Below are 22,513 nucleotides of genomic sequence, written 5' to 3' on the forward strand. Positions count from 1 at the left end.
CCCTTACGGTTGGGTCAGCCCGAGCAGGCGGGCCGCGTTCTCCTTGAGGATCTTCGGCTTGACCGCGTCCTTGATGGGGAGCTGCTCGAAGTCGGCCAGCCATCGGTCGGGGGTGAGCACCGGGAAGTCGGAACCGAAGAGCACCTTGTCCTTCAGCAGCGTGTTGGCGTACTGCACGAGCTGCGGCGGAAAGTACTTCGGCGACCAGCCGGAGAGGTCGATGTGCACACCGGGCTTGTGGGTCGCCACCGCCAGGGCCTCGTCCTGCCAGGGGAACGACGGGTGCGCCAGGATGATCCTCAGATGTGGGAAGTCGGCGGCGACGTCGTCCACATGGAGCGGGTTGGAGTATTTCAGGCGGATGCCGCCCCCGCCGGGAACACCGGCGCCGATGCCGGTCTGACCGGTGTGGAAGAGAGCGATGGTGCCGGTCTCCTCGATCACCTCGTACAGGCCGTACGCCACCGAGCGGTCGTTGGGGAAGAAGCCCTGGACGCCGGGGTGGAACTTGAAACCCTTCACGCCGTACTCCTCGACCAGCCGCCGGGCCCGCTTCACGCCCGCCTTCCCCCGGAAGGGGTCGATGGAGGCGAAGGGGATGAGGACATCCGCGTTGGCGGCGGCGGCCTCGGCGACCTCCTCGTTCGGGACGGGCTCGGTGCCGGTGGCGGACTCGGCGTCCACCGTGAAGACGACGGCGGCCATCCGCCGCTCGCGGTAGTAGGCGGCCATCTCCTGGAGTGTGGGCTTCCGGTTGCCCTCGACCTTGAAGTAGGCGGAGGAGGCGGTGTGCAGGTCGTCGTCCAGGGAGGAGTGGCCCGTGGCGGACACCTCCGCATGGGTGTGGACGTCGATGGCGACCAGATCGCGGAGGTCCATCACGCCTCCGGAATCCTCGGCGCGGGGATGCCCACCGTCTGCGGCTCGGCGCCGACCGACGTGGGCCAGGCATCGGCGAGGGCCTCGGAGGTCCAGCCGCCGTCGGCGTAGGCGGCCCGGATCTCCTGCGGATGCGACCAGAGCGCCACCTTGTCGCCGCCGATGCCGACGCACTGGCCGGTGATGCCGCGGGCGGCGTCGGAGGCCAGGAAGGGCACGAGGGCGGCGCAGTCCTCCGGGGTGCCGAACCCTTCCCCCTTGCGCAGGAAGTCCGGCAGCGGTTCGCCGTTCCTCAGGGCCTCCACATACGGGGCGAAGGCGGGGATGGTCTCGGTCATCGCGGTGGCGGCCACCGGCACGATCGCGTTGACGGTGATGTCCGCGCGGGCCAGTTCCATGGACCAGGTGCGGGCCATGGCGGCGATTCCGGCCTTGGCGGCGGCGTAGTTGGTCTGGCCGAAGTTGCCGCGCTGCCCGGCCGGGGAGCCGACGAGGACGAGTGTGCCGCCCTCGCCCTGCTCGCGCATGCGCACGGCGGCGGCTCGGGCGCAGGTGAAGGTGGCCCGGAGATGGGTGGTGAGGACCGCGTCGAAGTCCTCGTCGGTCATCTTCCACAGCACCTTGTCACGCAGGATGCCCGCGTTGGTGACCAGGACGTCGAGCCGGCCGAACTCTTCGACGGCACGGCTCACCAGCCGGTCGGCGGCTTCGGCGGAGCCGACCGGGACCACCTCGGCCACGGCGGTGCCACCCGCCTCGGCGATGGACTTGACGGCCTGTTCGGCCACGGCTTCGTCGATGTCGTTGACGACCACGGACGCGCCGCGGGCGGCGAGGGCGTGTGCGTAGGCGAGGCCGAGGCCCCGGCCGCTTCCGGTGACGACGGCGGCCTTGCCGGTCAGATCGATGGTGGGCACGAGCGGGTCCCTTCGCATGGGTGCGCCGGCCCGGCGCGGGGTGTGGCAGCGAGATCGAAGCTAAGCGCAATAATTGGTGTCGTCAACAGTTGTTGTCCACCTCGGGTGCGTCATACTGGACTCCGCACACCAGACCCGCCCCTCCGGGCCGAGCCGACACCGGCGCCCGGGGCCGAGCCCAGGGAGCCCGCCATCGCCCGCCGGCACACCGACACCCCGCTCCCCATCGACGCGGACGAACCGTGGATGCGGGCGCTGCACGCGGACACGGGCTATCTGCTGTACCGCCTCGGTCTGCGCTCCGGTCAGCTGTTCAACACCTTCCTCCAGGAGTCGGGGCTCCGGCTGCGGCACTACGCCGTGCTGCGCTACCTCGCCACCTGCGAGGGCGCCTTGCAGCGGGAGCTCAGCGCCCGGCTCGGCTATGACCCGAGCGCGATCGTCGGCCTGGTGGACGACCTGGAGAAGCTGGGCTTCGCCGAGCGCCGCCCCGCCCCCGACGACCGCCGCAGCCGCGTCGTCGTCCTCACCGAGGATGGCCGTGCGTTCCTCCGTGACACGGATCAGGCGGGCCGGCGCGTGACCGACGAACTGCTCACCCCGCTCGCCCCCGCCGAGCGGGAGACGCTGCACACGCTCCTGGCGCGCGTCGCCGGGGACGAACTCGCCTGACATCCGGCGAGAACCGCCGACCGCTCGCGCCCGACCGGCCCGCGCCCCGACCGGGTGCTGCCTGCCGGGCGTGCCGGGGCTTCGCTGCGGCTAGCCGCCGAAGCTCACGCGGAGGCTGCCGTCCGCGGCGAAGGACCACTTCAGCGCGCCGGTGTAGGACGAGCACCGGGATCCGTTCGTCCCGGACCAGAACTGGTTCGAACCGTCCGCGTCACCGATGATGCGGTCCTTGGTCCCGCTGCTGCCGCCGCGGCACGACACATTGTCCCGAAACACCGAAGTGCCGCCGTCGAACGAGAAGTTGCGCTGCCCGTTGTCGATGCCGACGTTGCCCGACACCGACATATGGCCGGGGTTGCTGTTGTACGTGAACCCGTGCTTGCCGTTGTGATAGGCGATGCTCCGCCGGATGACGTGGTCGACGGCGATGTCCGAGCCGCCGAGCTTGTAGCCGTTGCGGTCGCCGTTGGAGTTCTGGGTGCCGTCCGAGAGGGTGCCGTTGCCGTAGGCGAGGGAGTCCTCGATGGTCACCGGGCCGATGGGGCCGGTGTCCTTCTTGGTGTAGAGGTCCCAGCCGTCGTCGATGTTGTTGTGAGACACGTCATAGCGGAACACGTTCCCGGAGCCGACCGTGAGCTTCGCGGCGAATCCATCGGCGTCCTCACCGTCGGAGTCGGCGTTGTCATGCGACTCCGAGCTCACGACGAGGTTGTTCGACGGCCACTGGTCATGGGGGGTGCTGGAGGCGATGCGGGAGATCTGGAGCCCGGTGTCACGGTTGAAGCGGGTCACCGTGTGCTCGATGACGTTGTTGCTGCCACCGACGGAGATTCCGTTGTCACCGGCGCGTTCGACGGTGATGCCGGAGATGCGCCAGAACGACCCGTTGAGGGCGAGCCCGCGGTTCGCCGGATCCTCGCTCATGGCCGAGAAGTTCAGCACCGGGGTCTCGCCGGGGTAGGCCACCAGCTCCTTGCGGGCGCTGGACGTGCCGTTGTTGCCCGGGGCGATGGTGACCGTCTGCGAGAGGCTGTAGGCCCCGCCGCGCACGTAGATCGTGGCGCCCGGGGTGATGCGGGTGATCGCCGAGGCGAGCGTGGTGGGAGAGGACTCCGTCCCGGGGGCGTCGGCGCTGCCTTTCGGTGACACGAATAAGTCATCCGCGTCGAAGGACGCGGACTGCGCCCGGGAGACGGGCGGATGGGCGGCGAGCAGACCCGCCGAGGCGACCACGGCCGCCGTCGCGGCGGCAAGGGCGCGGGGGAATGTCCGAGAGTGCTTCATGGCGCTCAGACCTCCTGGTGCGGGGGAGCTGCCGTGCATACGGCAGCCATTGAATGAGAGCGATTGCTGACCGTTCCTTGTTGTCAAAGCCCGGAGAGAGCGGCCTCGACATATGACGGTGCGTCATGTGGTCGGGAAAATTAGCAAGCGCTTGCGGGTGCGTCAATGTCGGTCACCAAGACGGCGATCGGCCTTCCGGGCTCGTTGTGCGCCAGCTATGGTGGCGCGTTTGGGAGCGTTCCCATGCTCCTGGGTGGCGCCCCTGTCGTAGGCGCGGTCCAGTGTGCCGGGACATGGACGTGGAGCTTGGGCTGGTCGGCTACATCAACGGAATCGATCTGCGCGTCGACGGGGGCATCGCGTCGGTGCCATGACGGCCGGCGTCCGGGGAGGTCGGGGTGGAGCGCGCGCTGTGCGAAGACCGCCACGGGCGCGCCGCGGGGTGAATGCCGCCGTACGTCTTGCCCAAGTGCGCCCGGGGTCCTACATTCCGATCCATGGGAGCGCTCCCAAACTGCTCCCGGTCATCGAGGAGGGAATGTCGTGATCACTCCCATGAGGTCGGTGAGGCTGGCACTGCTGACCGCGCTGATATCCCTGTGCGGCCTGCTGACCGCGGCGTTACCCGCGCACGCGGACACCGTGCTGTGCGATCAGTACGCCACCACCACCATCCAGGGCCGTTACGTGGTGCAGAACAACCGCTGGGGCACGAGCGCGACCCAATGCATCAACGCCACCAGCAGCGGCTTCACCATCACTCAGGCGGACGGCTCCGTACCCACGAACGGGGCCCCGAAGTCCTATCCATCGGTCTTCTACGGCTGCCACTACACGAACTGCTCGCCGGGAACCAGCCTGCCCAAGCAGCTCAGTTCGATCGGCAGCGCACCCACCGGCACATCCTTCACCTATGTCAGTGGCGCCGTCTTCGACGCCTCGTACGACATATGGCTCGATCCGGCGCCGAAGACCAACGGAGTGAACCAGACGGAGATCATGGTCTGGTACAACAAGGCCGGGCCGATCACCCCCGTGGGTTCCCAGGTCGGCACCGCCAGTGTGGGCGGCAGGTCCTGGCAGGTGTGGACCGGCTGGAACGGCTCCAACAACGTGATCTCGTTCGTGTCGTCGTCCACGCTCTCCAATTGGAACTTCAACGTCATGGACTTCGTCGATCAGGCGATAAACCACGGTCTGGCCACCCGCTCCTGGTACCTGACGAGCATCCAGTCCGGTTTCGAGCCGTGGTCGGGAGGGACGGGCCTCGCGGTGAACTCGTTCTCCGCTTCCGTGAATTGAGATGCGTGTCCCGCGACGCGCGGACCGGCCGCGCCGCCGTCGCCGTGTCAGTAGCGGGCGCCGATGCGGCGCCAGCGGCGTCCGCTGGTGCCCGGCTCGGTGGGGTGCGTGGCCACCCGGCCGCGGTAGACGATGTACGGGCGCCACAGGTACCACAGGGGGATGTTCCAGGCGTGGACCAGACGGGTGAAGGGCCACACCGCGAGGATGGCCCAGGCGGCGGTGGCATGGACCTGGTAGATCAGCGGGGCGTGCGCGATGGCGGCGACGTCGGGGTCGCCGGCGAACAGGCCGCGGAACCACAGCGCCACGCTCTGCCGGTAGTCGTAGCCGGAGCCGAGGAGGTTGACGCCCATGGTGGGGATGATGCCGAGCACGATCACGATGGCCAGCAGGGTCAGGGCGATCCAGTCGACGCCGCTGGTGGTGGCGCGCACCCGCGGTACGGCGGTGCGGCGCAGGGCCAGGAGGCCGACGCCGAGGATCACCGCGAGCGCGGCGACGGTGCCGCCGATGGAGGAGAACCAGCGATAGGTCTGCTCCGGGATGCCCAGCCGGCGGGTGAACGACTCGGGGACGAGGATGCCCAGCACATGCCCGGCGATGGCGGCGAAGGTGCCGTAGTGGAACAGCGGCCCGCCCCATTTGAGCAGTCGGCCTTCTTGGAGTTGGGTGGAGCGGCTGGTCCAGCCGAACTGGTCGTAGCGCCAGCGCCAGACGTGTCCGACGACGAAGACGGTGAGCGCGAGGTAGGGCAGGATGACCCACCACCACAGGTCCCAGGAACTCATCGGCCCTCTCCGCTGGTGAACGCTTCCGGTGTCGTGTGCATGGGCGAGGTCAGGTACTCGGGCGGGGCGAAGGGCTCGAGACCGACCTGTTCGCGCGGCGGCCCTTCGGCGGCCAAGGAGCGCCAGGCGGCGCGTTCTCGCCGGCTGGGCTCGGGCAGGCGGCCGCACAGGGCGTCCAGCACGGGGGCGTAGGGGTCGGACCGCTCGTGGAGCGCTTGGCGGAGCAGTTCGAGGCCGGCCTGGCACTGCCGCAGGACGCCCCGGCCGGGCTCGGGGGCGAGGGCGGCGAACTCCAGCATCAGCGGCAGGAAGTCCGGTAGTTCGGAGTCCGGCGGCTGGTGGCCGGCGCGGCGGTAGGAGTGTTTGAGGGCGAGCAGCGCCATGCCGCGGGCGCGGGTGTCGCCGTGCCGGTAGTAGGTCAGGTGCAGGGTGCGGTGGCGTGTGTGGTCGAAGGTGGCCACGTACGCCTGGGCGGCCTCGGTCGGTGTCAGGCGGCGAAGGTGGTCGGTGACGGTGGCGAGCCGGTCGCGGTCGACGGGGTCGGTGAGCGCCGGAAGGGCGGCCTCGATGTCGTCCAGGCGGGCGAGCACCGCCTGGTCGGGGTAGCGCAGCAGGACCGAAGCGGCGCGGTGCAGCAACGGGGTGTCGGGAGGCCGATGGCGGGCGCCGCGGCGGATCACCGGCCGCTCCCGTCGCCGAAGAGACCGGGGGCGGTGCCGGTGCCGTTCCAGCCGAGGAGGTTGAAGCGCACCTTTCCGTCGCCGTCGCGGAAGTGACTGCCGCCGCCCGGCGTGGACAGGCCCGACGGCGGTGGCGGGGCGGCGGAGAGCTGGTCCGGCTGGTGGGGGCCCGAGTCGGTGAGACCGCCGGGGTGGTCGAGGGAGCAGTGCTGGGCCATCAGGGCGCCGGAGCCCTCGGCGTGGACGCGCGGGATGACGTACCGGTCGTCGTACTTGGCGATGGCCAGCAACCGGTACAGGTCCTCGATGTCCTCGGCGCTCGCGCCCACCGAGTCCAGCAGCTCCGGGTCGGCGGGGTCGCCGAGCTGGGCGCGGCGCATGTGCGTGCGCATCACGGTCAGCTTCCGCAGCACGCCCTCGACCACCGTCGTGTCCCCGGCGGTGAACAGGTTCGCCAGGTACTCGACCGGGATGCGCAGGGAGTCGATGGCGGCGAAGATCCGGTCCGGGTCGTCATGGTGGTGGCCGGTGACGTGGAGGGCCTCGGTGACCGGGGAGAGCGGTGGGATGTACCAGACCATGGGCATGGTGCGGTACTCCGGATGCAGCGGCAGCGCCACGCGGTGCTTCTTGATCATGGCGTAGGCGGGGGAGCGCCGGGCGGCCTGGATCCAGTCGTGGGCGATGCCGTCACGCTCGGCCGCGGCCCGCACCCGCGGATCGTGCGGGTCGAGGAAGACGGACAGCTGGGCCTCGTACAGGTCCTTCTCGTCGGTGACGGAGGCGGCCCGAAGGACCGCGTCGGCGTCGTAGAGCATCACGCCGAGGTGGCGCAGCCGTCCGACGCAGGTCTCGGAGCAGATGGTGGGCTGCCCGGCCTCGATGCGCGGGTAGCAGAAGGTGCACTTCTCGGCCTTGCCGGTGCGGTGGTTGAAGTAGACCTTCTTGTACGGGCAGCCGGAGACGCAGAACCTCCAGCCGCGGCATCGGTCCTGGTCCACCAGCACGATCCCGTCCTCCACCCGCTTGTACATCGCCCCCGATGGGCAGGAGGCGACGCACGAGGGGTTGAGGCAGTGCTCGCAGATCCGCGGCAGATAGAACATGAACGCCTTCTCGAACTCCAGCCGCACCCGCTCGGACATGCCCTCCAGGTTCGGGTCGGCGGCAGCGTAGGAGTCCGCCCCGGCGAGGTCGTCGTCCCAGTTGGGGCCGTGTACCGGGCGCATATCGCGGCCGGTGAGCTGGGACTTGGGCCGGGCGCTGGGGAAGGAGTCGGACAGCGGGGCGGTGGTCAGGGACTGGTAGTCGTACGTCCACGGCTCGTAGAAGTCGTCCAGAGAGGGCAGTTCGGGGTTGTAGAAGAGGGTCGCCAGCTTGCGCAGTCGCCCGCCGGCCTTCAGTTTCAGCTTTCCGCGGCGGTTCAGCGTCCAGCCGCCCTTCCAGCGCTCCTGGTCCTCGTAGCGGCGCGGGTATCCGGTCCCCGGCTTGGTCTCGACGTTGTTGAACCACATGTACTCCGAGCCCGGCCTGTTGGTCCAGGTCTGTTTGCAGGTGACCGAGCAGGTGTGGCAGCCGATGCACTTGTCGAGGTTCATCACCATCGCCACCTGGGCCATCACCCGTCCGATGGCGGCTTCGCCACGGGGGCCGACGGCGGCTCGCCCGCGGGACATCAGAACCGCACCTCCTGGGCGCGGCGGCGGATGACGGTGATCTCGTCGCGCTGGTTGCCGGTGGGGCCGATGTAGTTGAAGCCGTAGGAGAACTGCGCGTATCCGCCGATCAGATGGGTGGGTTTGATCAGCAGCCGGGTGAGGGAGTTGTTGCCGCCGCCGTGCAGGCCGGAGGTCTCGGTGCGCGGGACGTTCAGGTGCCGGTCCATGGTGTGGTACATGAACACCGTTCCCTCGGGCATGCGATGGCTGACCACGGCCCGGCAGGCGACCACGCCATTGCGGTTGTACGCCTCGATCCAGTCGTTGTCCGCGACCCCGATCTTCGCCGCGTCCAGCGGGCTCATCCAGATGACCGGGCCGCCGCGGAAGAGCGTGAGCATGTGCAGGTTCTCCTGGTACTCGGAGTGGATGGACCACTTCGAGTGCGGGGTGAGGTAGCGCACCACGATCTCCGGCCGCGCGCCCGCGGTGCGCTTCGGATCGCCGACGTGGGCGAGCATGTTCAACGGCGGCCGGTAGACGGGCAGCTGCTCGCCGAACTCGGCCATCCAGTCGTGATCGAGGAAGAAGTGCTGACGCCCTGTCAGGGTGTGCCAGGGTTTGAGGCGTTCGACGTTGACGGTGAACGGGGAGTAGCGGCGCCCCCCGGACTCGGTGCCGGACCACTCCGCCGAGGTGATCACGGCCCGCGGCTGGGTGCGGGTGTCCTCGAAGGTGATCCGGTCGCCCGAGCGCTCCTCGGCGAGATCGGCCAGCTCCACTCCGGTGCGCCGTTCCAGGGCGCGCAGCGACGCGGCCGCGAGGCGGCCGTTGGTGGTGCCGGACAGTGCCAGGATCGCCTCGCAGAACTGGTCGTCGCGGGCGATGGACGGTCGTCCGTCGGCCACGCCGCCGCGTACCGTGCCGTTGCGGCGGCGCAGGTCGTCGATCTCCACGTCGGGCTTCCAGGTCACGCCCTTCGTGCTGGTGCCGAGCGTGTCGAGCAGCGGTCCGACCGCGGCCATCTTCTCCGCGACCGCGGTGTAGTCGCGCTCGACCACGATCAGCTTCGGCATGGTGCGGCCGGGGACGGGTTCGCACTCCCCGGCCTTCCAGTCCCGCACCCTGCCGTGCGGCTGGGCCAGCTCGTCCGGGGTGTCGTGGGCCAGCGGGGCGGCGATCACATCGCGCCGCACACCGAGGTGCCGGGTGGCCAGTCGCGAGAATTCGGCGGCGATGGTGTGGAAGATCTCGAAGTCGGTGCGCGTCTGCCAGGGCGGGGCGATCGCCGGGCTGAAGGCGTGCACGAAGGGATGCATATCGGTGGAGGACAGGTCGTACTTCTCGTACCAGGTCGCGGCGGGCAGCACCACGTCGGAGAACAGGCAGGTGCTGGTCATCCGGAAGTCCAGGGCCACTGACAGATCCAGCTTGCCGACCGGCGCCGGGTCGCGCCAGGCCACCTCCGCCGGGCGCAGGCCGGGTGGCGTCTCGGCGGCGGTCACCGCGTCGTCGGTGCCGAGCAGGTGCCGGAGCATGTACTCGTGCCCCTTCATCGACGAGGCGAACAGGTTCGCCCGCCAGATGAGCAGGACCCGGGGGAAGTTGGCCGGGTCGTCCGGGTCCTCGGCGGCGAACCGCAGCCGCCCGGCCTTCAGCTCCTCGACGACGAACGTGGGCACCGCCGTGCCGGCGCGTTCGGCCTCGTCGCACAGATCGAGCGGGTTGCGGTCGAAGGCCGGGTGGGAGGGCATCCAGCCCAGCCGCGCCGCGAGCGCGTTGCAGTCCGGCAGCGTCCGCCCCGCCAGTCGCCCCTCGCCCAGCGGTCCGGCCAGTGTGTCGGCGGGGAAGGTCTCGTAGCGCCACTGGCCGGTGGCCAGCCAGAACAGCGGCGTGCCCACCATGTGCCGGGTCGGGCGCTGCCAGTCCAGGCCGAACGCGAGATGGAACCAGCCGGTCAGCGGGCGTACCTTCTCCTGGCCGACGTAGTGTGCCCAGCCGCCGCCGTTGACGCCCTGGCTGCCCGTGAGCATCAGCAGGGAAAGGAAGGCGCGGTAGATCTGGTCGGAGTGGAACCAGTGGTTGGTCCCCGCCCCCATCGCGATCATGGAACGGCCACCGGTGCGCTCGGCGTTGCGCGCGAACTCCCGGGCCACTCGGGCCGCGGTCTTCGCCGGCACCGAGGTGATCGCCTCCTGCCACGCCGGGGTGTACGGCTGGTCCGCGTCGGCGTATCCGGTCGGCCACACCCCCGGCAGCCCCTCGCGGGCCACCCCGTACTGGGCGAGGACCAGGTCGAACACGGTGGTCACCAGGTGCCCCGCCACCCGCACGGCCGGCACACCGCGCCGCAGGACGGCGCCTCCCTCCGCCGGGCCGGTGTCGAACCGGGGCAGGTCCACCGCCACCGCCTCGGCCCCGGGGCGGTCGTGCAGGGACAGCAGCGGGTCGACCCCCTCCAGACGCAGATTCCACCGCGGACCGGATGACTGCCGCCGCGATGCCCAGCGGAAGCCCAGCGACCCGTTCGGCACGACCGGACGACCGGTCGCCGCGTCCAGCAGCACCGTTTTGAACTCCGCCGCCTCGCCCCCGTCGCCGGGCAGGTCTGCGCGGGGCAGGTCTGCGCGGGGCAGGTCGGCGTCGGGCAGGTCGGCGGCGGTGAGGAACTTGTCCGGGACGAACACTCCCTCACGTTCCCGGAGCGTCACCAGGAACGGCAGGTCGGTGAAGGTCTTGGCGTACTCGGTGAAGTGCGGTACCCGCCGGTCGCGGTGGAACTCGGTGAGAATGACATGGCCCATGGCCATGGCCAGCGCCCCGTCGGTGCCGGGCGCCGCCGCCAGCCAGTCGTCGGCGAACCTGGTGTGGTCGCCGTAGTCCGGGGAGACCACGACGACCTTCTGGCCGCGGTAGCGGGCCTCGGTCATGAAGTGCGCGTCCGGGGTGCGGGTGATGGGCAGGTTGGTGCCCCAGACGATGAGGTAGCCGGCGTTCCACCAGTCGCCGGACTCGGGCACGTCCGTCTGGTCGCCGAAGACCTGTGGGGCGGCCATCGGCAGGTCGGCGTACCAGTCGTAGAAGGACGAGATCGTCCCGCCGATCATCGAGAGGAACCGGGTGCCGGCGGCGTAGGAGGCCATCGACATCGCCGGGATCGGAGAGAACCCGACGATCCGGTCCGGCCCGTGGCGCTTGACCGTGTGCACCTGCGCCGCCGCCACCAACTCGGTGACCTCACGCCAGTCGCAGCGGACGAACCCGCCCTTGCCGCGCGCCCGCTTGTAGGCGGCGCGGCGCTCCGGATCCGAGGTGAGCCACTCCCACGCCTCGACCGGATCCGGGTATCGCTCCTTCGCCCGGCGCCACAGCCGGAGCAGCGGGCCGCGCACATACGGGTAGCGAATGCGGGTCGGGGAGTAGGTGTACCAGGAGAAGGAGGCGCCGCGCGGGCAGCCGCGCGGCTCGTACTCCGGGGAGTCCGGCCCCACCGAGGGGTAGTCGGTCGCCTGCGTCTCCCAGGTGATGATCCCGTCCTTGACGAACACCTTCCACGAGCATGACCCGGTGCAGTTCACCCCGTGGGTCGAGCGCACCTCGCGGTCGTGCCGCCACCGCTCCCGGTAGAACTCCTCCGCCGCCCGACCGCCCTCCCGGTACAGCGTCCGCCGGTCGGGGGACTGCTCACCGGGGAAGAAGTACTGCGCCGTGCGCATCAGTCGCTCCGCCGCGTCGCCCGAGCGGTCGGTGCTCACATCCCTCGCCTCCTGTGACAGGCCATGGTCAGTTTCGATTCCGTACCCCCGGGCCGCAATCGGCCAATCGCGCGAATCGCGGAGATGTCCCATCAAGGCGATCCCGGATCGCCGGTGCGCCGCAGGGCCGTCGCCGCCGCGGCGAGCATGCCGATGAACGTCGCGGCCCAGACCGCGAGGGCCGCCCACGCCTCGGCCGACCCGATCCCGGCCATCCAGCCCCACCGGCCGACGTGCCCCAGTTCCATGGTGGCCACCCCGTACATACCCACCGGGAAGACCAGGCTCCATAGGCTCGCGTCGTACCGCAACGGCACACCGCGCAGCACGTGCCGCCACACCCCCAGGGCCAGCAGCAGCGGGATCAGCCAGGTGCAGAACGACCACTGCACCGCGGACACCCCCAGCACGAACGTCCTGGGCAGCAGCGCGTCGTCGGTGGGCAGCTGGAGGAGCCGCGCGCCCGCCAGTACGGTGATCGCGGCGGCGCCCATGAAGACCCAATAGGGTGGCACCAGCTCCGCCGGTGCCACCGGTTCCAACAGCAGGCCGGCCAGTGCCAGCACGGCGGTCAGCAGATACTGGACCAGTCCGATGGCCCAGCACACCGAGGCCAGGGCACCCAGCATCCGGCCGCCGGTATGGGGGGCGAGGGAGGCGGCCGCGACCGCGATGGACTCGGTGCCCACCACCCAGAGGAACCAGGTGCCGTTCACCTGCCGGAGCGGGAGTGCGCGCCTGGCGCAGATCAGCAGCAGCGGCACGCCGTAGCCGAGCACCAGCCACCCGGCCACGCCGAGGGCGAGCAGTACCTCGGCCGCACCGTACCGCCGGCCGAGGGTCAACCTGGTCGCCAGCACGTCGGACGCGGCGACAAAGGTGAGGAAGGCGAACCCTCGCGAACCGGCGAGGTCCGCGAGGAAGCGCTGCCGCCATCGCACCAGGCGCCACAGGTAGAGCGCCCACAGCACGACGTATCCGACAACCGCGATCAGCGCCAGGACCACCGAGGCGGTCCTCATACCGGGACGGGCGAACGCGGTGGACACGATGCCGGTCGCCATGACGAAGGCGAACGCCCCCGGGCTGAGGTTCTCCACCGCGGACGCCACCGCGGGCCGCCACCCGCCGGACGGCCGGGTGAACGGAGCGGCTCTCGTCACGACACCACCTTTCGTCTCGGCTCGGCAGGGGCCCGCGCGCCGCTGGTCGCTCACTCGACGGTGGCGGGTGACGCGCCGACTGACAGCGTCGCATCGGCGGTGATCATCCGGTGGGCGGCGACACGGTGTGCGGGCGTTCTCTGATCATGCTCCGCGGCTTCGCCGTCTCGGGGGCGGCGTAGGTAGTGTGGGCGTGGCGGGCAACGTGGCAAGAGGGGTATCGACTCCCGACGGGTCGGGAGGTTCTCATATGCCGGAGGATGCGCAGGGCCCGGAAGAAGTGGCCGATCGGGTGGTCGCCGCTTTGGAGGCGATGGGCCGGCCGTCGGAGGGAGAGTCCTTCGAGGAGCTGAGTGACCAGGTGCGGCAGCTGGCGCTCGGCCAGCACCGCCTGCGACGTCTGCTGGACGCGGTGGTGGCCATCAGCGCCGATATGGACACCTATGCCGTGCTACAGCACATCGTGGAGGCGGCCGCCGACCTGGTCGGCGCCCGCTACGGTGCCCTGGGCGTCCTCGGCGAGGGCGGGGAATTCGTCGACCTGATCACCGTCGGCGTGGACGCCGAGCAGCTGATGGCCACCTCGGGCCTCCCCCAGGGCCACGGCCTGCTGATCACGCTGATCAGGGACCGAAAGTCGCTGCACGTCGATGATGTCGCGGCCGATCCCAGTTCGGTCGGCTTCCCGCCCGGCCACCCGGTGATGGCCACGCTGCTGGGCGTGCCGCTGATGGTGCGCGGCACCGTGTACGGCAATCTCTATCTGGCGGACAAGCACGACGGCACGCCGTTCACCGACGGTGACGGGGCCCTGCTGACCGCGCTGGCCAGCGCCGCGAGCGTCAGCATCGAAAACGCCCGTCTGTACCAGAGCCTCAAACACGCGGCCGAGCACTTCCAGCTGCGCATGCTGCCCACCCTTCCGGACCTCGGCCCCCTGGACGTGGAGGGCCGGTACGAGCCGGCCTCCGAGCTCCCGCGGCTCGGCGGGGACTGGTACGACGCCCTGACCTTGCCGGATGGCGCCACCTGTGTCGTGGTCGGCGATGTCACCGGTCACGATGTGGAGGCCGCCCCGCTCATGGGGCAGATCCGCTATATGCTGCGCGCCCTGGTCTACGACCACGGTGGGCCACCCAGCCTGGTCGTCTCGAAGCTGGACCGCGCCTTGACGATGTTCGCGGAGCCTCCCACGGCCACCTTGGTCCTCGGCCGCATCGAGCACGCCGACGGGCGGTACACCCTTCGCTGGAGCAACGCCGGACACCCCCCGCCGCTGCTGATCGGCGCGGATGGCGGATCCCGCTACCTCGCCCCGGCCCACCACGGGATTCCGGTCGGCATCGACCCCGTCGTCCCCCGGTACGACCACGCATACCCGCTGGCCGCGGGAAGCACCCTGCTGTTGTTCACCGACGGACTGGTGGAGCGCCGCGGCCAGGACATCGACGCGAACCTGGCCGCGTTGGCCGATCAGGCCGCCCGCCTGGCCACCGCCCCGCTGCGGGATCTGTGCGCCGAGCTCGTCGCGGGGCGCTGCCAGGCGTTCCATGACGATGTCGCCGTGCTCGCCTTGCGCGTACCGGGCCACCGGGCGGAGTGGCGGTGACGAACTCCGAGACAGGCGGCGGTCACACGCGGTCGTAGACGAGCAGCCCGTCACCGCGCAGCCGGGCCCCCGCCGTCGGACGGTGCTCGGTGAGCCGCCCGTCGTGGGCCAGGTGCAACACCTGCGCGTGGCGGGCGAGAACGGCGAAATCGGCGATGATCCGCCGGTGGCAACGCCACCACACGGACTCACCGCACATCACGGCGGTACGGAGGTCGGCCGCCTGCCGGAGCAATTCGTCCATGGCCGCCAGGAAGTCCGGGTGGCGGGTGTAGCCGGCGTATCCCCGGAAGGAGGCGTTCTCCCAGAAGACGTCGGGGGAGTCCGGGGACGCCTTGCGAAAGCCTCCCAGCCGCTGCTCCCACCGGTAGTCGATCCCCTCCTCCGGCAGCCACCGCCGGAGCGCTTCCCGGCCCACGTCGGCGTTGTGCCGACTGCCGGGTGCGGTCCGTATGTCGACGACGGCCAGGACGTCGGCGCCGTGCAGCAGCGCGGCCAGCCGCTGGTGTCCCGCGGTGCCGTGCCCGAACGTCAGCAGCGTCACCGAGGTCATCCCTGGCGCCGGTCACCGCTTCGCGGACAGCCACTCGGCGAGGACGGCGGCCTGGCTGTGGTCCACGTCCTGGGTGGCGGTCAGCAGCGTGAGCCTGTCATGGGAGGCCAGGTCCCTCAGGCGCTCCGCGGCCTGCTGGTGTCCGGCATCACGCAGTTCGGCGCGGTAGCGGCGGCGGAACTCGGTGAAGCGGGCGGGTTCGTGGCCGTACCACTTCCGCAGTTCGCTGGAGGGAGCCACATCGCGCAGCCACTCGTCCAGGTGCGCGTCCGCCTTGCGCATGCCACGCGGCCAGACACGGTCGACGAGCACCCGTTTGCCGTCCTGGGGAGAGGTCTCTTCGTAGACCCGCCGGTAGGTGATCTGCTTGGCCATTGACGGCACCTCCAGACCGGATCGGCCGCCCCGACCCGAAGCCGGTGGACGGCTCACCGCAACGACACCCGGTGGGCATGTCCGACTCCGACATTCTATCGGCGATGACGGGTGGGAGCCGGTCGAGAGCCGCTCACTCCGGACCGAGCGGTCGGAACAGGGGGCGCGGTACGGCGACCTCCGTGCCCGCCAGCCACCGGCGTCCGCTGGTGTACAGGTGGTCCACCGCTGCACCCCGGAGGCCCGGAAGTCCGTCGAGGACTCGCAGGCCGGCCAGCGTCTGCACGTAGCCGAGATGCCGGTAGCCCATGGGCAGGCTGCCGAGCAGCCGCTCGTCGAGCGTGATCGACGCCGATGGATCGACGACGTCGAGTCGGTCCTTTTCGTAGATCGGCTGGCGCCGGACGATTCCCCATCGCCCGTCACGCCGCTCCAGGAAGTCGTAGAACCGCCCGGTGCACACGACGTCGACCTCCACAGCGTGCGCCCGGATCCGCTGCTCGATCCTCATCTTGGTCTGTGCGACGGCACGGGCGCCGTTGACGGCGCTGGTGTGGCCTCCCAGGAAGTGGTTGACCCGGGCGCCGTCCGCCCACGCCCGCCGGCCGGCCTCGATGAAGTCCAGGTGCGAGCCCTGGAACCATGTGGTGGTGATCCAGGCGCCCTCGTGCCACAGCGCGCCGAACTCGTCCCAGGCCCCGCTGTCGCGGAAGACGGCCCAGGCTTCGGCGATCGCGCGGATCTCGATCGCCGCGGCCCGAGCGTGCGGTATCGGTGTTTCCGGGGTGCTCATGTGTCGAGGAGCTCGTCGAGGAACAGGTCCTCGCACGCGTACCTGCGGTCGGTGATGCCCTGTTCGAACGCGTAGCGCAGGAAGGTGTCGATGGTCTGCCGGTTCGCCTTCATGCCGTGCTTCCAGTGACCGGCCTGGAGGAGCTCGCGATTGGCCTCGTACAGCGGACTCACCCACGGCACCATGACGTCCATGTGGTGATCGGTGCGGCCGTTCTCGTAGCCGGCGAGCGTGGTGTCGACGGACTCGGCGAACGCGTTGAACACCGCTCGGGCGGCATCCGGGTGCCGCCGCAGGAATTCCCGGCGGATCACCACCATGTGCATGATCGGGAAGATCCCGGTGCGCCGGTAGTAGTCCCGCTCGGCCGCCTGGGGGTCGGCGAACAGGGTGGTGACGCGCGGGGACTTGTCCAGTGCGCAGCGCGGGACGACCGCGGAGAAGAGCGCGTCGATCTCACCGGACTCGAGCATGGGGCCGAGGAACTTGCCTTCGGGCGCGTAGCGCGCGTCGACGTTTTCCGGGGTCTTGAGCGGCGCCCAGGACTCCATGTGCATCGGCCAGTCCGGGCCGCCGATGAGCCACCTGTTCGTCTCGGGCCGGAACCCGTGTTCGTCGCTGAGGATCCCCTTCGGCCAGATCCCGGCGTCGTGGCCGTAGACGGCCAGTTCGCCGATGGTCTTACCGACGAGGTCGGCGGGGCCTTTGATGCCGCTGTCGACGTTGACCCAGATCGAGGAGTGCCGGAAGTGGCGGTTGGGGAAGACCGGGATCCCGACGAAGCGGTCGTCGCCGCGGTCGAGGGCGCGCAGGAAGAAGGTCAGCCCCAGTTCCGAGACGTCGTACCGGTCACCGGCGAAGGTCCGGGCGAAGATCTCGGACACGATGGGCGCGTCCTCGTGCCGGATCGTGTAGCCCTTGACGCCGACGCGCCCGTCCAGCAGCGGCTGCACATGGTCGTAGCGGTTGATTCCGAGTCGAAGTTCGTTGTCGCCCATCGCTCGCCTTCCGTTGGGAGATGTTGTTTCCATGAGGAGGGGCCGGTGCCGGCGTTCCTCTCCGCGGGGGTGTCACAGGGGTGTGGTGAGTGCGGACAAAGGTCCATGATCTACGCGACCGGTGGGCCGCGGGCCGTCGGTTTCACTGAATGAACCGTCGGGCCGCGTGTACAGCGGCGCGCCTGCTCAGCGCTTGATGTCGCCGCGCAGCCGCTCCCAGTTGCCCGAGGCGATGAGGCGGCGCTCGTCGTCCGCGAGCCGAGCGTGCTCGAGGAACGTCCGGGCGCCCGCGTGCGCCGCGGGCTCGAAGGGATAGTCGGTCGCGAACAGCACATGCTCGGCGCCCACGATCCGGACCGCCTCCTGAAGGTAGGCGTGGCTGAGCATGCCGCTCGGGGTCACATAGAGGTGGTCCCGTACGTATTCGCCGATCGTGCGGGGCAGCCCGGCGATCCGGGCCAGCGGTTCCAGGCGGTCGAGGTAGAACAGGACCAGCTCGCCCCAGTGCCCGAGGACGAGCCGCAGGCCGGGGAAGCGGTCGAACACCCCGGCGAGGATCAGGCGCAGATACGCCACGCCGGTGTCGTAGTGCCAGCCGAGGCGGTGGGATGCCAGTGCCGCGCTCACCTCGGGTGCGAACCCGTCGTAGTAGGCGTGTCGCACGGCCGCCGGTGGCGTCATGGGGTGCAGATGAAGCGGGACGGCCAGTGCCTCCGCCGCCTCGAAGACCGGCCAGAAGGCGTGGTCGTCGAGGTGGCGGCCGCCGACCCGGCTGAAGATCATCGCGCCGTCGAGCCCCAGGTCGCCGATCGAGCGGCCCAACTCGGCGGCGGCCCGTGCGGGCCGTTGCAGCGCCAGGGTCGCCAGCCCCTGGACCTGGCGGGTCGCGTCGGCGGCCAGGGCGGCGATCCGGTCGTTGCAGTCGCTCTGCAGCGCGGCCGCGTCGGCGGCGCCGAGGTTCTGGAGGCCGGGGGTGCTCAGGGAGAGGACCTGGGTGTCCAGCCCCGTCGACCGCATCGACGCCCGGCGTTCGTCGCCGACCTCGGCGAGGCGCCGCCCGGTCTCGCCGGTGGTCGAGGCCATGAACGCCAGGTCGTCCTCCGCGGTGCCCGCTCGGCGCCAGGCGTCGACGACCTCGGGGAACATGATGTGTTCTTCGAGGCCGACGATACGGAGGCCGGTGTCGCCGCCGGTGTCCTGGGCGGTTTCGTTGAGATGTGTCACGGAGTCCGTCTCAGCTCGAGTGGGAACCGGTCATGAGGGCGGCGAGGTCCTCCGGGCGCAGGAAGGACGCGGGTGGCGGCGGCCCCCAGTTGAACAGCCCCTGCGCGCCCTGGAAGGTCTCCGGTGTCCATAGCTGGTCCTCGACGACGCAGTCCATGTCGGCGTAGTACTCGCTGAAGTTCCCGGCCGGGTCCTTGAGGTACCAGAAGAAGTTCGAGCCGGCGTGATGCCGTCCCAGGCCCCATACGTGCCGGTCCGGATCGGCTTCGAGCATCGCGCTCGCCCCGCGGCCCACCTCGTCGATGTCGTCCACCTGCCACGAGGTGTGGTGGAGGAAGGCGACCGGCGCCCGCAGGACCAGCACGTTGTGGTGGTCGGTCGAGCAGCGCAGGAAGGCGCCTTCGTCACGGATGTAGTCGCTCGGGAGGAAACCCAGCCCGTCGGTGAAGAAGGACGTCGTGGCCGCGAAATCGGTCGTGCCGAGGACGGCGTGGCCGAGTTTGCGCGGCCGCACCGGGGTCGTGCGGAGGACACCGGGCGCGCGGGCGCCGACGCGGTCGTAACGGCCCGGCCCGTTCGCGGCGACGGGCGCGACCGGCGCCTGGGACAGCCGGGGGGCCGTCCGCACCGTGACGCGGACGCCCGTGGCCGGTTCGACGGCGGTCAGCCCGCCGTTGACCCACGCGGACGCGATGTCCATCCGGCGCAGGGCGGCTTCGATCCGTCGGAGGTCGTCGATGTCGTCGGCGCCGACGCAGAGGTCCAGCAGACGGCGGGCCGGCGCCGGGACGATCCGCAGTTGTGCTCCGCCGTCGCGAGTGGCGAACCAGCCGTCCGGCAGTGGGTCGAGGCCGAAGTCCGCGTAGTACGCGGCCGTCTCGTCGACGTTGGGCACGCCGATCGTGACGGATGTCAGGGAGTGCAGGGCCATGCCGGTCTCCTCTCGCTCGCGCGGTGGTGGGTCAGGGGTGCGGGGCCGGCACGAACGTCTGCCGGAGTTCGCCGATGCCTTCGATCCGGCTCACCAGCTCGTCGCCGGGCCGCAGCCACCTCTCGGGTGTCCGGCCGAGCCCGACCCCGGCGGGGGTGCCGGTGAACACGAGGTCGCCCGGCAGCAGCGGGAGGAGGGCGGACAGGGAGGCGACCAGGCGCGCCACCGGGAACACCAGGTCCCGGGTCCGGCCGTCCTGCATCGTCTCGCCGTTGAGGACGCACTGAAGACGCACGTCATCGCGGTCGGGCAGTTCGTCGGGGGTGACGACCCACGGGCCGGTCGGCCCGAAGCCGGGAAGGGACTTCCCCAGGCCGAACTGCGGTGCCGGGCCGGACCGTTGCAGCTTCCGCTCGGACAGGTCCTGGCCCACGGTGACGCCGGCGATGTGGTCCCACGCCTCCGGCGCGGTGATGTTCCGCGCCGTCCGGCCGATCACCGCGACCAGTTCGACCTCCCAGTCGGTGTGGCCGTCCGCGGGCAGGACGACCTCGGTGACCGGCCCGGTCAGACAGCTGGGCCACTTGGTGAACAGCGTCGTCGGCGTCTTTGGCACCGAGAAGCCGGACTCGGACGCGTGGTCGCGGTAGTTGAGGCCGATCGCGAACACCTGGCGGGGCGCGGGGACCGGCGCCCGCAGGTCCCGGACGTCGAAGGGCAGACCGTTCCGCGGGGACACCGTCCTCGCCCACGCGACGAAGTCGTCCCAGCGGTCGTACAGCGCCTGGGGGTCCGGGCCGAACGAACCGTCGCTGGCGTGCTCGACGTCGATGGCCCGGTGCGGTGTGCCGCTCACGAGGGCGGCGCGCCCCTGAATGCTTGCGATGCGCATGAGTGTGTCCCTGGACGGTGGTGACGGGCGGTCGGGTGACGGGGAGGGGTGCGACTCAGGCGATGTGCGTGGTGAGCGAGCCGAGCCCGGAGATCTCCGCGCGCACGACGTCGCCGCTTCGGAGGTAGTCCTGCCTGGGCAAGCCGACGCCCGCGGGCGTGCCGGTCGCGATGACGTCGCCGGGGCGCAGGGTGAGCTGGTGGCTGAGCCAGGCGATCTGCTCGTACACATCGTGGATGAGGTTCGCGGTGGTCGAGTTCTGCTTGACCGTGCCGTTCACCGACAGACGGATCGCGAGGTCATGGCAGTCGGGCACATACGCGGCCGGGGTGATCCAGGGACCGAGCGGGGCGGCGCCGTCGAAGCACTTCTGCCCGACCCAGTCGTAGGCCATCGCGGGCGGACGGTCCGGCCGCTTCATCAGGTCGCGTGCGGACAGGTCGTTGACGATCGTGTAGCCGGCGATGACGCCGAGCGCCTCCCGCGCCGGGACATCCCGCGCCGAGCGGCCGATCACCACCGCGAGTTCGGCCTCGTAGTCCAGGGCTTCACTGCCGCGGGGGCGGTGGACGGTCGCCTGGTCCTCGACGACCGAGTGGGCCGACGTCTTCACGAAGAACCACGGATCGCGCGGTCGCCGGGCGCGGTCGGCCGAGCCCTCCATCTCCTCGACGTGGTCCCAGTAGTTCGCGCCCGCGCAGAAGATGGCCCCGGGGTGGAGGATCGGGGCGAGCAGCCTGACCTCCGCGAGCGGTACGCCGCCCGTGGACACCGGCAGTACGGACCGGATCGCCTCGTGCGTGCGGTCCCAGTCCTGGAGCAGCTCGACGACCGTCCCGCGGCGGTCGGGCAACAGGTCCTCGACGGCGTGCACACGGCCGCCCGTGAGTACCCCCGGTGTGGGGACGCCGTTCACGTCCATGGTCAGCAGGCGGTAGCCGTTCACTCGGGCACCTCTTGTCGGTCTGCGGCGGTCGGCGGGACGAGGACGTTGTGTCCGGTCAGGACGCCGTCGGCGATCTTGGTGTGGACGGTGGCCGCGTCGGACAGCGGATGCGCGCGCACCGTTTCCACGTCGAGCCGGAACCCGTCGCGCACGAGCTGCCAGAACTCGGTGGCCACGGCGGCCGAGTGGCTGCGCACGCCGAGCAGTGACAGATTGCGGCTGTACAGCTCGCGAGCCGGCACGTTCAGCACCGGCAGGGCCGGGTATCCGATCGCGCCGGAGACCACGATCCGCGCGCCGCCCGCCAGGACGGGGAAGTAGCGTTCGAACGTGTCCGGCGCGCAGACGTTGTCGATGGCCGCGGCCGGCGGGCCGCCCGCGGCGGCGAGGACCGCGTCGGCCAGGTCCTCGCGTCCGGCGTCGAGCACGACGAGGTTCTCCGCGCGGCCGGTCACGCTCCGGCTCAGGCCGATGACGCGCACGTCCAGCTTCCGGGTGAGCGCGATGATCGTCCGCGCGAGCGCGCCGGTCGCGCCCGGCAGCACGATCGAGTCCCCGGCCTGGAGCCGGGCCCGGCGCAGCTGGGTCAGGCCCACCGGGCCGGTCGCGGCCATCGCCGCGGCGTCGTACAGGTCCAGGTCGTCGGGCACCGGGTGGACGCATTCCTGGGGCATCGACGTGTACTGCGCGTACGAGCCCCAGCGGTGGATGCCCAGCAGCCGCAGTCCTCCGCACGCCTCGTCGGCGCCCGACCGGCAGGAGGCGCAGTGTCCGCAGGTGTGGTGCCCCATGACGGCGACCCGCCGCCCGACGAGGTCCCGGGGCACGCCGTCCCCGGCCCCGACCACGGTTCCCGAGCAGTGTCCGCCCAGCACATGCGGCAGCCGGACGGCCTGGGAGAAGGGGTGTTTCCCGCTACGGGTGCCGAGGTCGCGGGTGCGGGACACCTCGACCGCCGCCACGCGGACCACGACCTCGCCGGGCGCGGGCACGGGCGTGGGGACGTCACGGAGGCGGAGCATCTCCGGTGCGCCGAACTCGTCGAGGACGACGGCCCGCATCGAGCGGGGCACGGTTTCCGGGCGTGGCAC

Annotated in this window: 19 protein-coding genes and 1 pseudogene; 3 read left to right on the forward strand and 17 right to left on the reverse strand. The window is 70.7% G+C overall.

Annotated elements, in window-relative coordinates; translation table 11 throughout:
• Positions 1-3 precede the first annotated feature (3 nt).
• Together NQU54_RS05470 and NQU54_RS05475 are read right to left on the reverse strand one after the other, a co-directional pair.
• Positions 4-879, reverse strand: a complete 876-nt coding sequence (locus tag NQU54_RS05470; protein ID WP_257630021.1) for an amidohydrolase family protein — start codon at positions 877-879, stop codon at positions 4-6.
• Positions 879-1,796, reverse strand: a complete 918-nt coding sequence (locus NQU54_RS05475) for an SDR family NAD(P)-dependent oxidoreductase (protein ID WP_308408467.1) — start codon at positions 1,794-1,796, stop codon at positions 879-881. Before NQU54_RS05475 ends, NQU54_RS05470 begins: the two co-directional genes overlap by 1 nt.
• Before the next feature lie 246 nt (positions 1,797-2,042).
• On the opposite strand from NQU54_RS05475, the gene NQU54_RS05480 reads away from it, so the two are divergent.
• The gene (locus tag NQU54_RS05480) at positions 2,043-2,468 is read left to right on the forward strand and encodes a MarR family winged helix-turn-helix transcriptional regulator (protein WP_257630092.1); all 426 of its coding nucleotides are present in this window, start codon (positions 2,043-2,045) and stop codon (positions 2,466-2,468) included.
• A 90-nt stretch (positions 2,469-2,558) separates the two neighbouring features.
• Here the strand turns inward: NQU54_RS05480 and NQU54_RS05485 are convergent, their stop codons facing one another.
• Positions 2,559-3,752, reverse strand: coding sequence for a right-handed parallel beta-helix repeat-containing protein (locus NQU54_RS05485; RefSeq protein ID WP_257630022.1), 1,194 nt, complete (start codon positions 3,750-3,752; stop codon positions 2,559-2,561).
• A 555-nt stretch (positions 3,753-4,307) separates the two neighbouring features.
• Here NQU54_RS05485 and NQU54_RS05490 point away from each other — a divergent pair.
• Positions 4,308-5,051: pseudogene (locus NQU54_RS05490) on the forward strand (GH12 family glycosyl hydrolase domain-containing protein); the annotation flags it as partial.
• A 50-nt stretch (positions 5,052-5,101) separates the two neighbouring features.
• Here the strand turns inward: NQU54_RS05490 and narI are convergent.
• The 5 genes from narI to NQU54_RS05515 form a co-directional block, all read right to left on the reverse strand.
• Positions 5,102-5,845 (reverse strand): respiratory nitrate reductase subunit gamma, encoded by a 744-nt coding sequence (gene narI / locus NQU54_RS05495; protein ID WP_257630023.1) that lies wholly within the window; start codon positions 5,843-5,845, stop codon positions 5,102-5,104.
• Positions 5,842-6,525: a nitrate reductase molybdenum cofactor assembly chaperone gene (narJ, locus tag NQU54_RS05500; RefSeq protein WP_257630024.1), complete on the reverse strand. Its 684-nt coding sequence runs from the start codon at positions 6,523-6,525 to the stop codon at positions 5,842-5,844. Before narJ ends, narI begins: the two co-directional genes overlap by 4 nt.
• Complete coding sequence (gene narH / locus NQU54_RS05505; RefSeq protein WP_257630025.1) at positions 6,522-8,201, reverse strand: nitrate reductase subunit beta; 1,680 nt, start codon at positions 8,199-8,201, stop codon at positions 6,522-6,524. Before narH ends, narJ begins: the two co-directional genes overlap by 4 nt.
• Positions 8,201-11,899, reverse strand: coding sequence for a nitrate reductase subunit alpha (locus tag NQU54_RS05510; protein WP_257630093.1), 3,699 nt, complete (start codon positions 11,897-11,899; stop codon positions 8,201-8,203). The genes narH and NQU54_RS05510 overlap by 1 nt, the downstream gene beginning before the upstream one ends.
• A 131-nt stretch (positions 11,900-12,030) precedes the next feature.
• Positions 12,031-13,101 (reverse strand): tellurite resistance/C4-dicarboxylate transporter family protein, encoded by a 1,071-nt coding sequence (locus tag NQU54_RS05515; protein ID WP_257630026.1) that lies wholly within the window; start codon positions 13,099-13,101, stop codon positions 12,031-12,033.
• Between the two features lie 250 nt (positions 13,102-13,351).
• Between NQU54_RS05515 and NQU54_RS05520 the strand changes: the two genes are divergently transcribed.
• Positions 13,352-14,710 (forward strand): PP2C family protein-serine/threonine phosphatase, encoded by a 1,359-nt coding sequence (locus NQU54_RS05520; protein ID WP_257630027.1) that lies wholly within the window; start codon positions 13,352-13,354, stop codon positions 14,708-14,710.
• A gap of 22 nt (positions 14,711-14,732) precedes the next feature.
• Here NQU54_RS05520 and NQU54_RS05525 read toward each other — a convergent pair whose 3' ends face one another.
• The 9 genes from NQU54_RS05525 to NQU54_RS05565 form a co-directional block, all read right to left on the reverse strand.
• Entirely contained in the window at positions 14,733-15,263 is a 531-nt protein-coding gene (locus NQU54_RS05525) for a DUF488 domain-containing protein (protein ID WP_257630028.1), read from the reverse strand.
• A gap of 12 nt (positions 15,264-15,275) precedes the next feature.
• Complete coding sequence (locus NQU54_RS05530) at positions 15,276-15,638, reverse strand: DUF488 domain-containing protein (protein WP_257630029.1); 363 nt, start codon at positions 15,636-15,638, stop codon at positions 15,276-15,278.
• A 133-nt stretch (positions 15,639-15,771) separates the two neighbouring features.
• Complete coding sequence (locus NQU54_RS05535) at positions 15,772-16,431, reverse strand: nuclear transport factor 2 family protein (RefSeq protein ID WP_257630030.1); 660 nt, start codon at positions 16,429-16,431, stop codon at positions 15,772-15,774.
• Positions 16,428-17,429, reverse strand: coding sequence for a substrate-binding domain-containing protein (locus NQU54_RS05540; RefSeq protein ID WP_257630031.1), 1,002 nt, complete (start codon positions 17,427-17,429; stop codon positions 16,428-16,430). The genes NQU54_RS05535 and NQU54_RS05540 overlap by 4 nt, the downstream gene beginning before the upstream one ends.
• Positions 17,430-17,615: 186 nt before the next feature.
• Positions 17,616-18,653: an amidohydrolase family protein gene (locus NQU54_RS05545; protein WP_257630032.1), complete on the reverse strand. Its 1,038-nt coding sequence runs from the start codon at positions 18,651-18,653 to the stop codon at positions 17,616-17,618.
• 10 nt (positions 18,654-18,663) lie between these two features.
• Positions 18,664-19,584: a VOC family protein gene (locus NQU54_RS05550; protein WP_257630033.1), complete on the reverse strand. Its 921-nt coding sequence runs from the start codon at positions 19,582-19,584 to the stop codon at positions 18,664-18,666.
• A 31-nt stretch (positions 19,585-19,615) separates the two neighbouring features.
• On the reverse strand, positions 19,616-20,476 hold the full coding sequence (locus tag NQU54_RS05555) for a fumarylacetoacetate hydrolase family protein (RefSeq protein WP_257630034.1): 861 nt from the start codon (positions 20,474-20,476) through the stop codon (positions 19,616-19,618).
• A gap of 55 nt (positions 20,477-20,531) precedes the next feature.
• Positions 20,532-21,422 (reverse strand): fumarylacetoacetate hydrolase family protein, encoded by an 891-nt coding sequence (locus NQU54_RS05560; protein ID WP_257630035.1) that lies wholly within the window; start codon positions 21,420-21,422, stop codon positions 20,532-20,534.
• Positions 21,419-22,513: an alcohol dehydrogenase catalytic domain-containing protein gene (locus NQU54_RS05565; protein WP_257630036.1), complete on the reverse strand. Its 1,095-nt coding sequence runs from the start codon at positions 22,511-22,513 to the stop codon at positions 21,419-21,421. Before NQU54_RS05565 ends, NQU54_RS05560 begins: the two co-directional genes overlap by 4 nt.

The sequence above is a fragment of the Streptomyces malaysiensis subsp. samsunensis genome (assembly GCF_024519315.1).
GTDB classification, from domain to species: domain Bacteria; phylum Actinomycetota; class Actinomycetes; order Streptomycetales; family Streptomycetaceae; genus Streptomyces; species Streptomyces malaysiensis.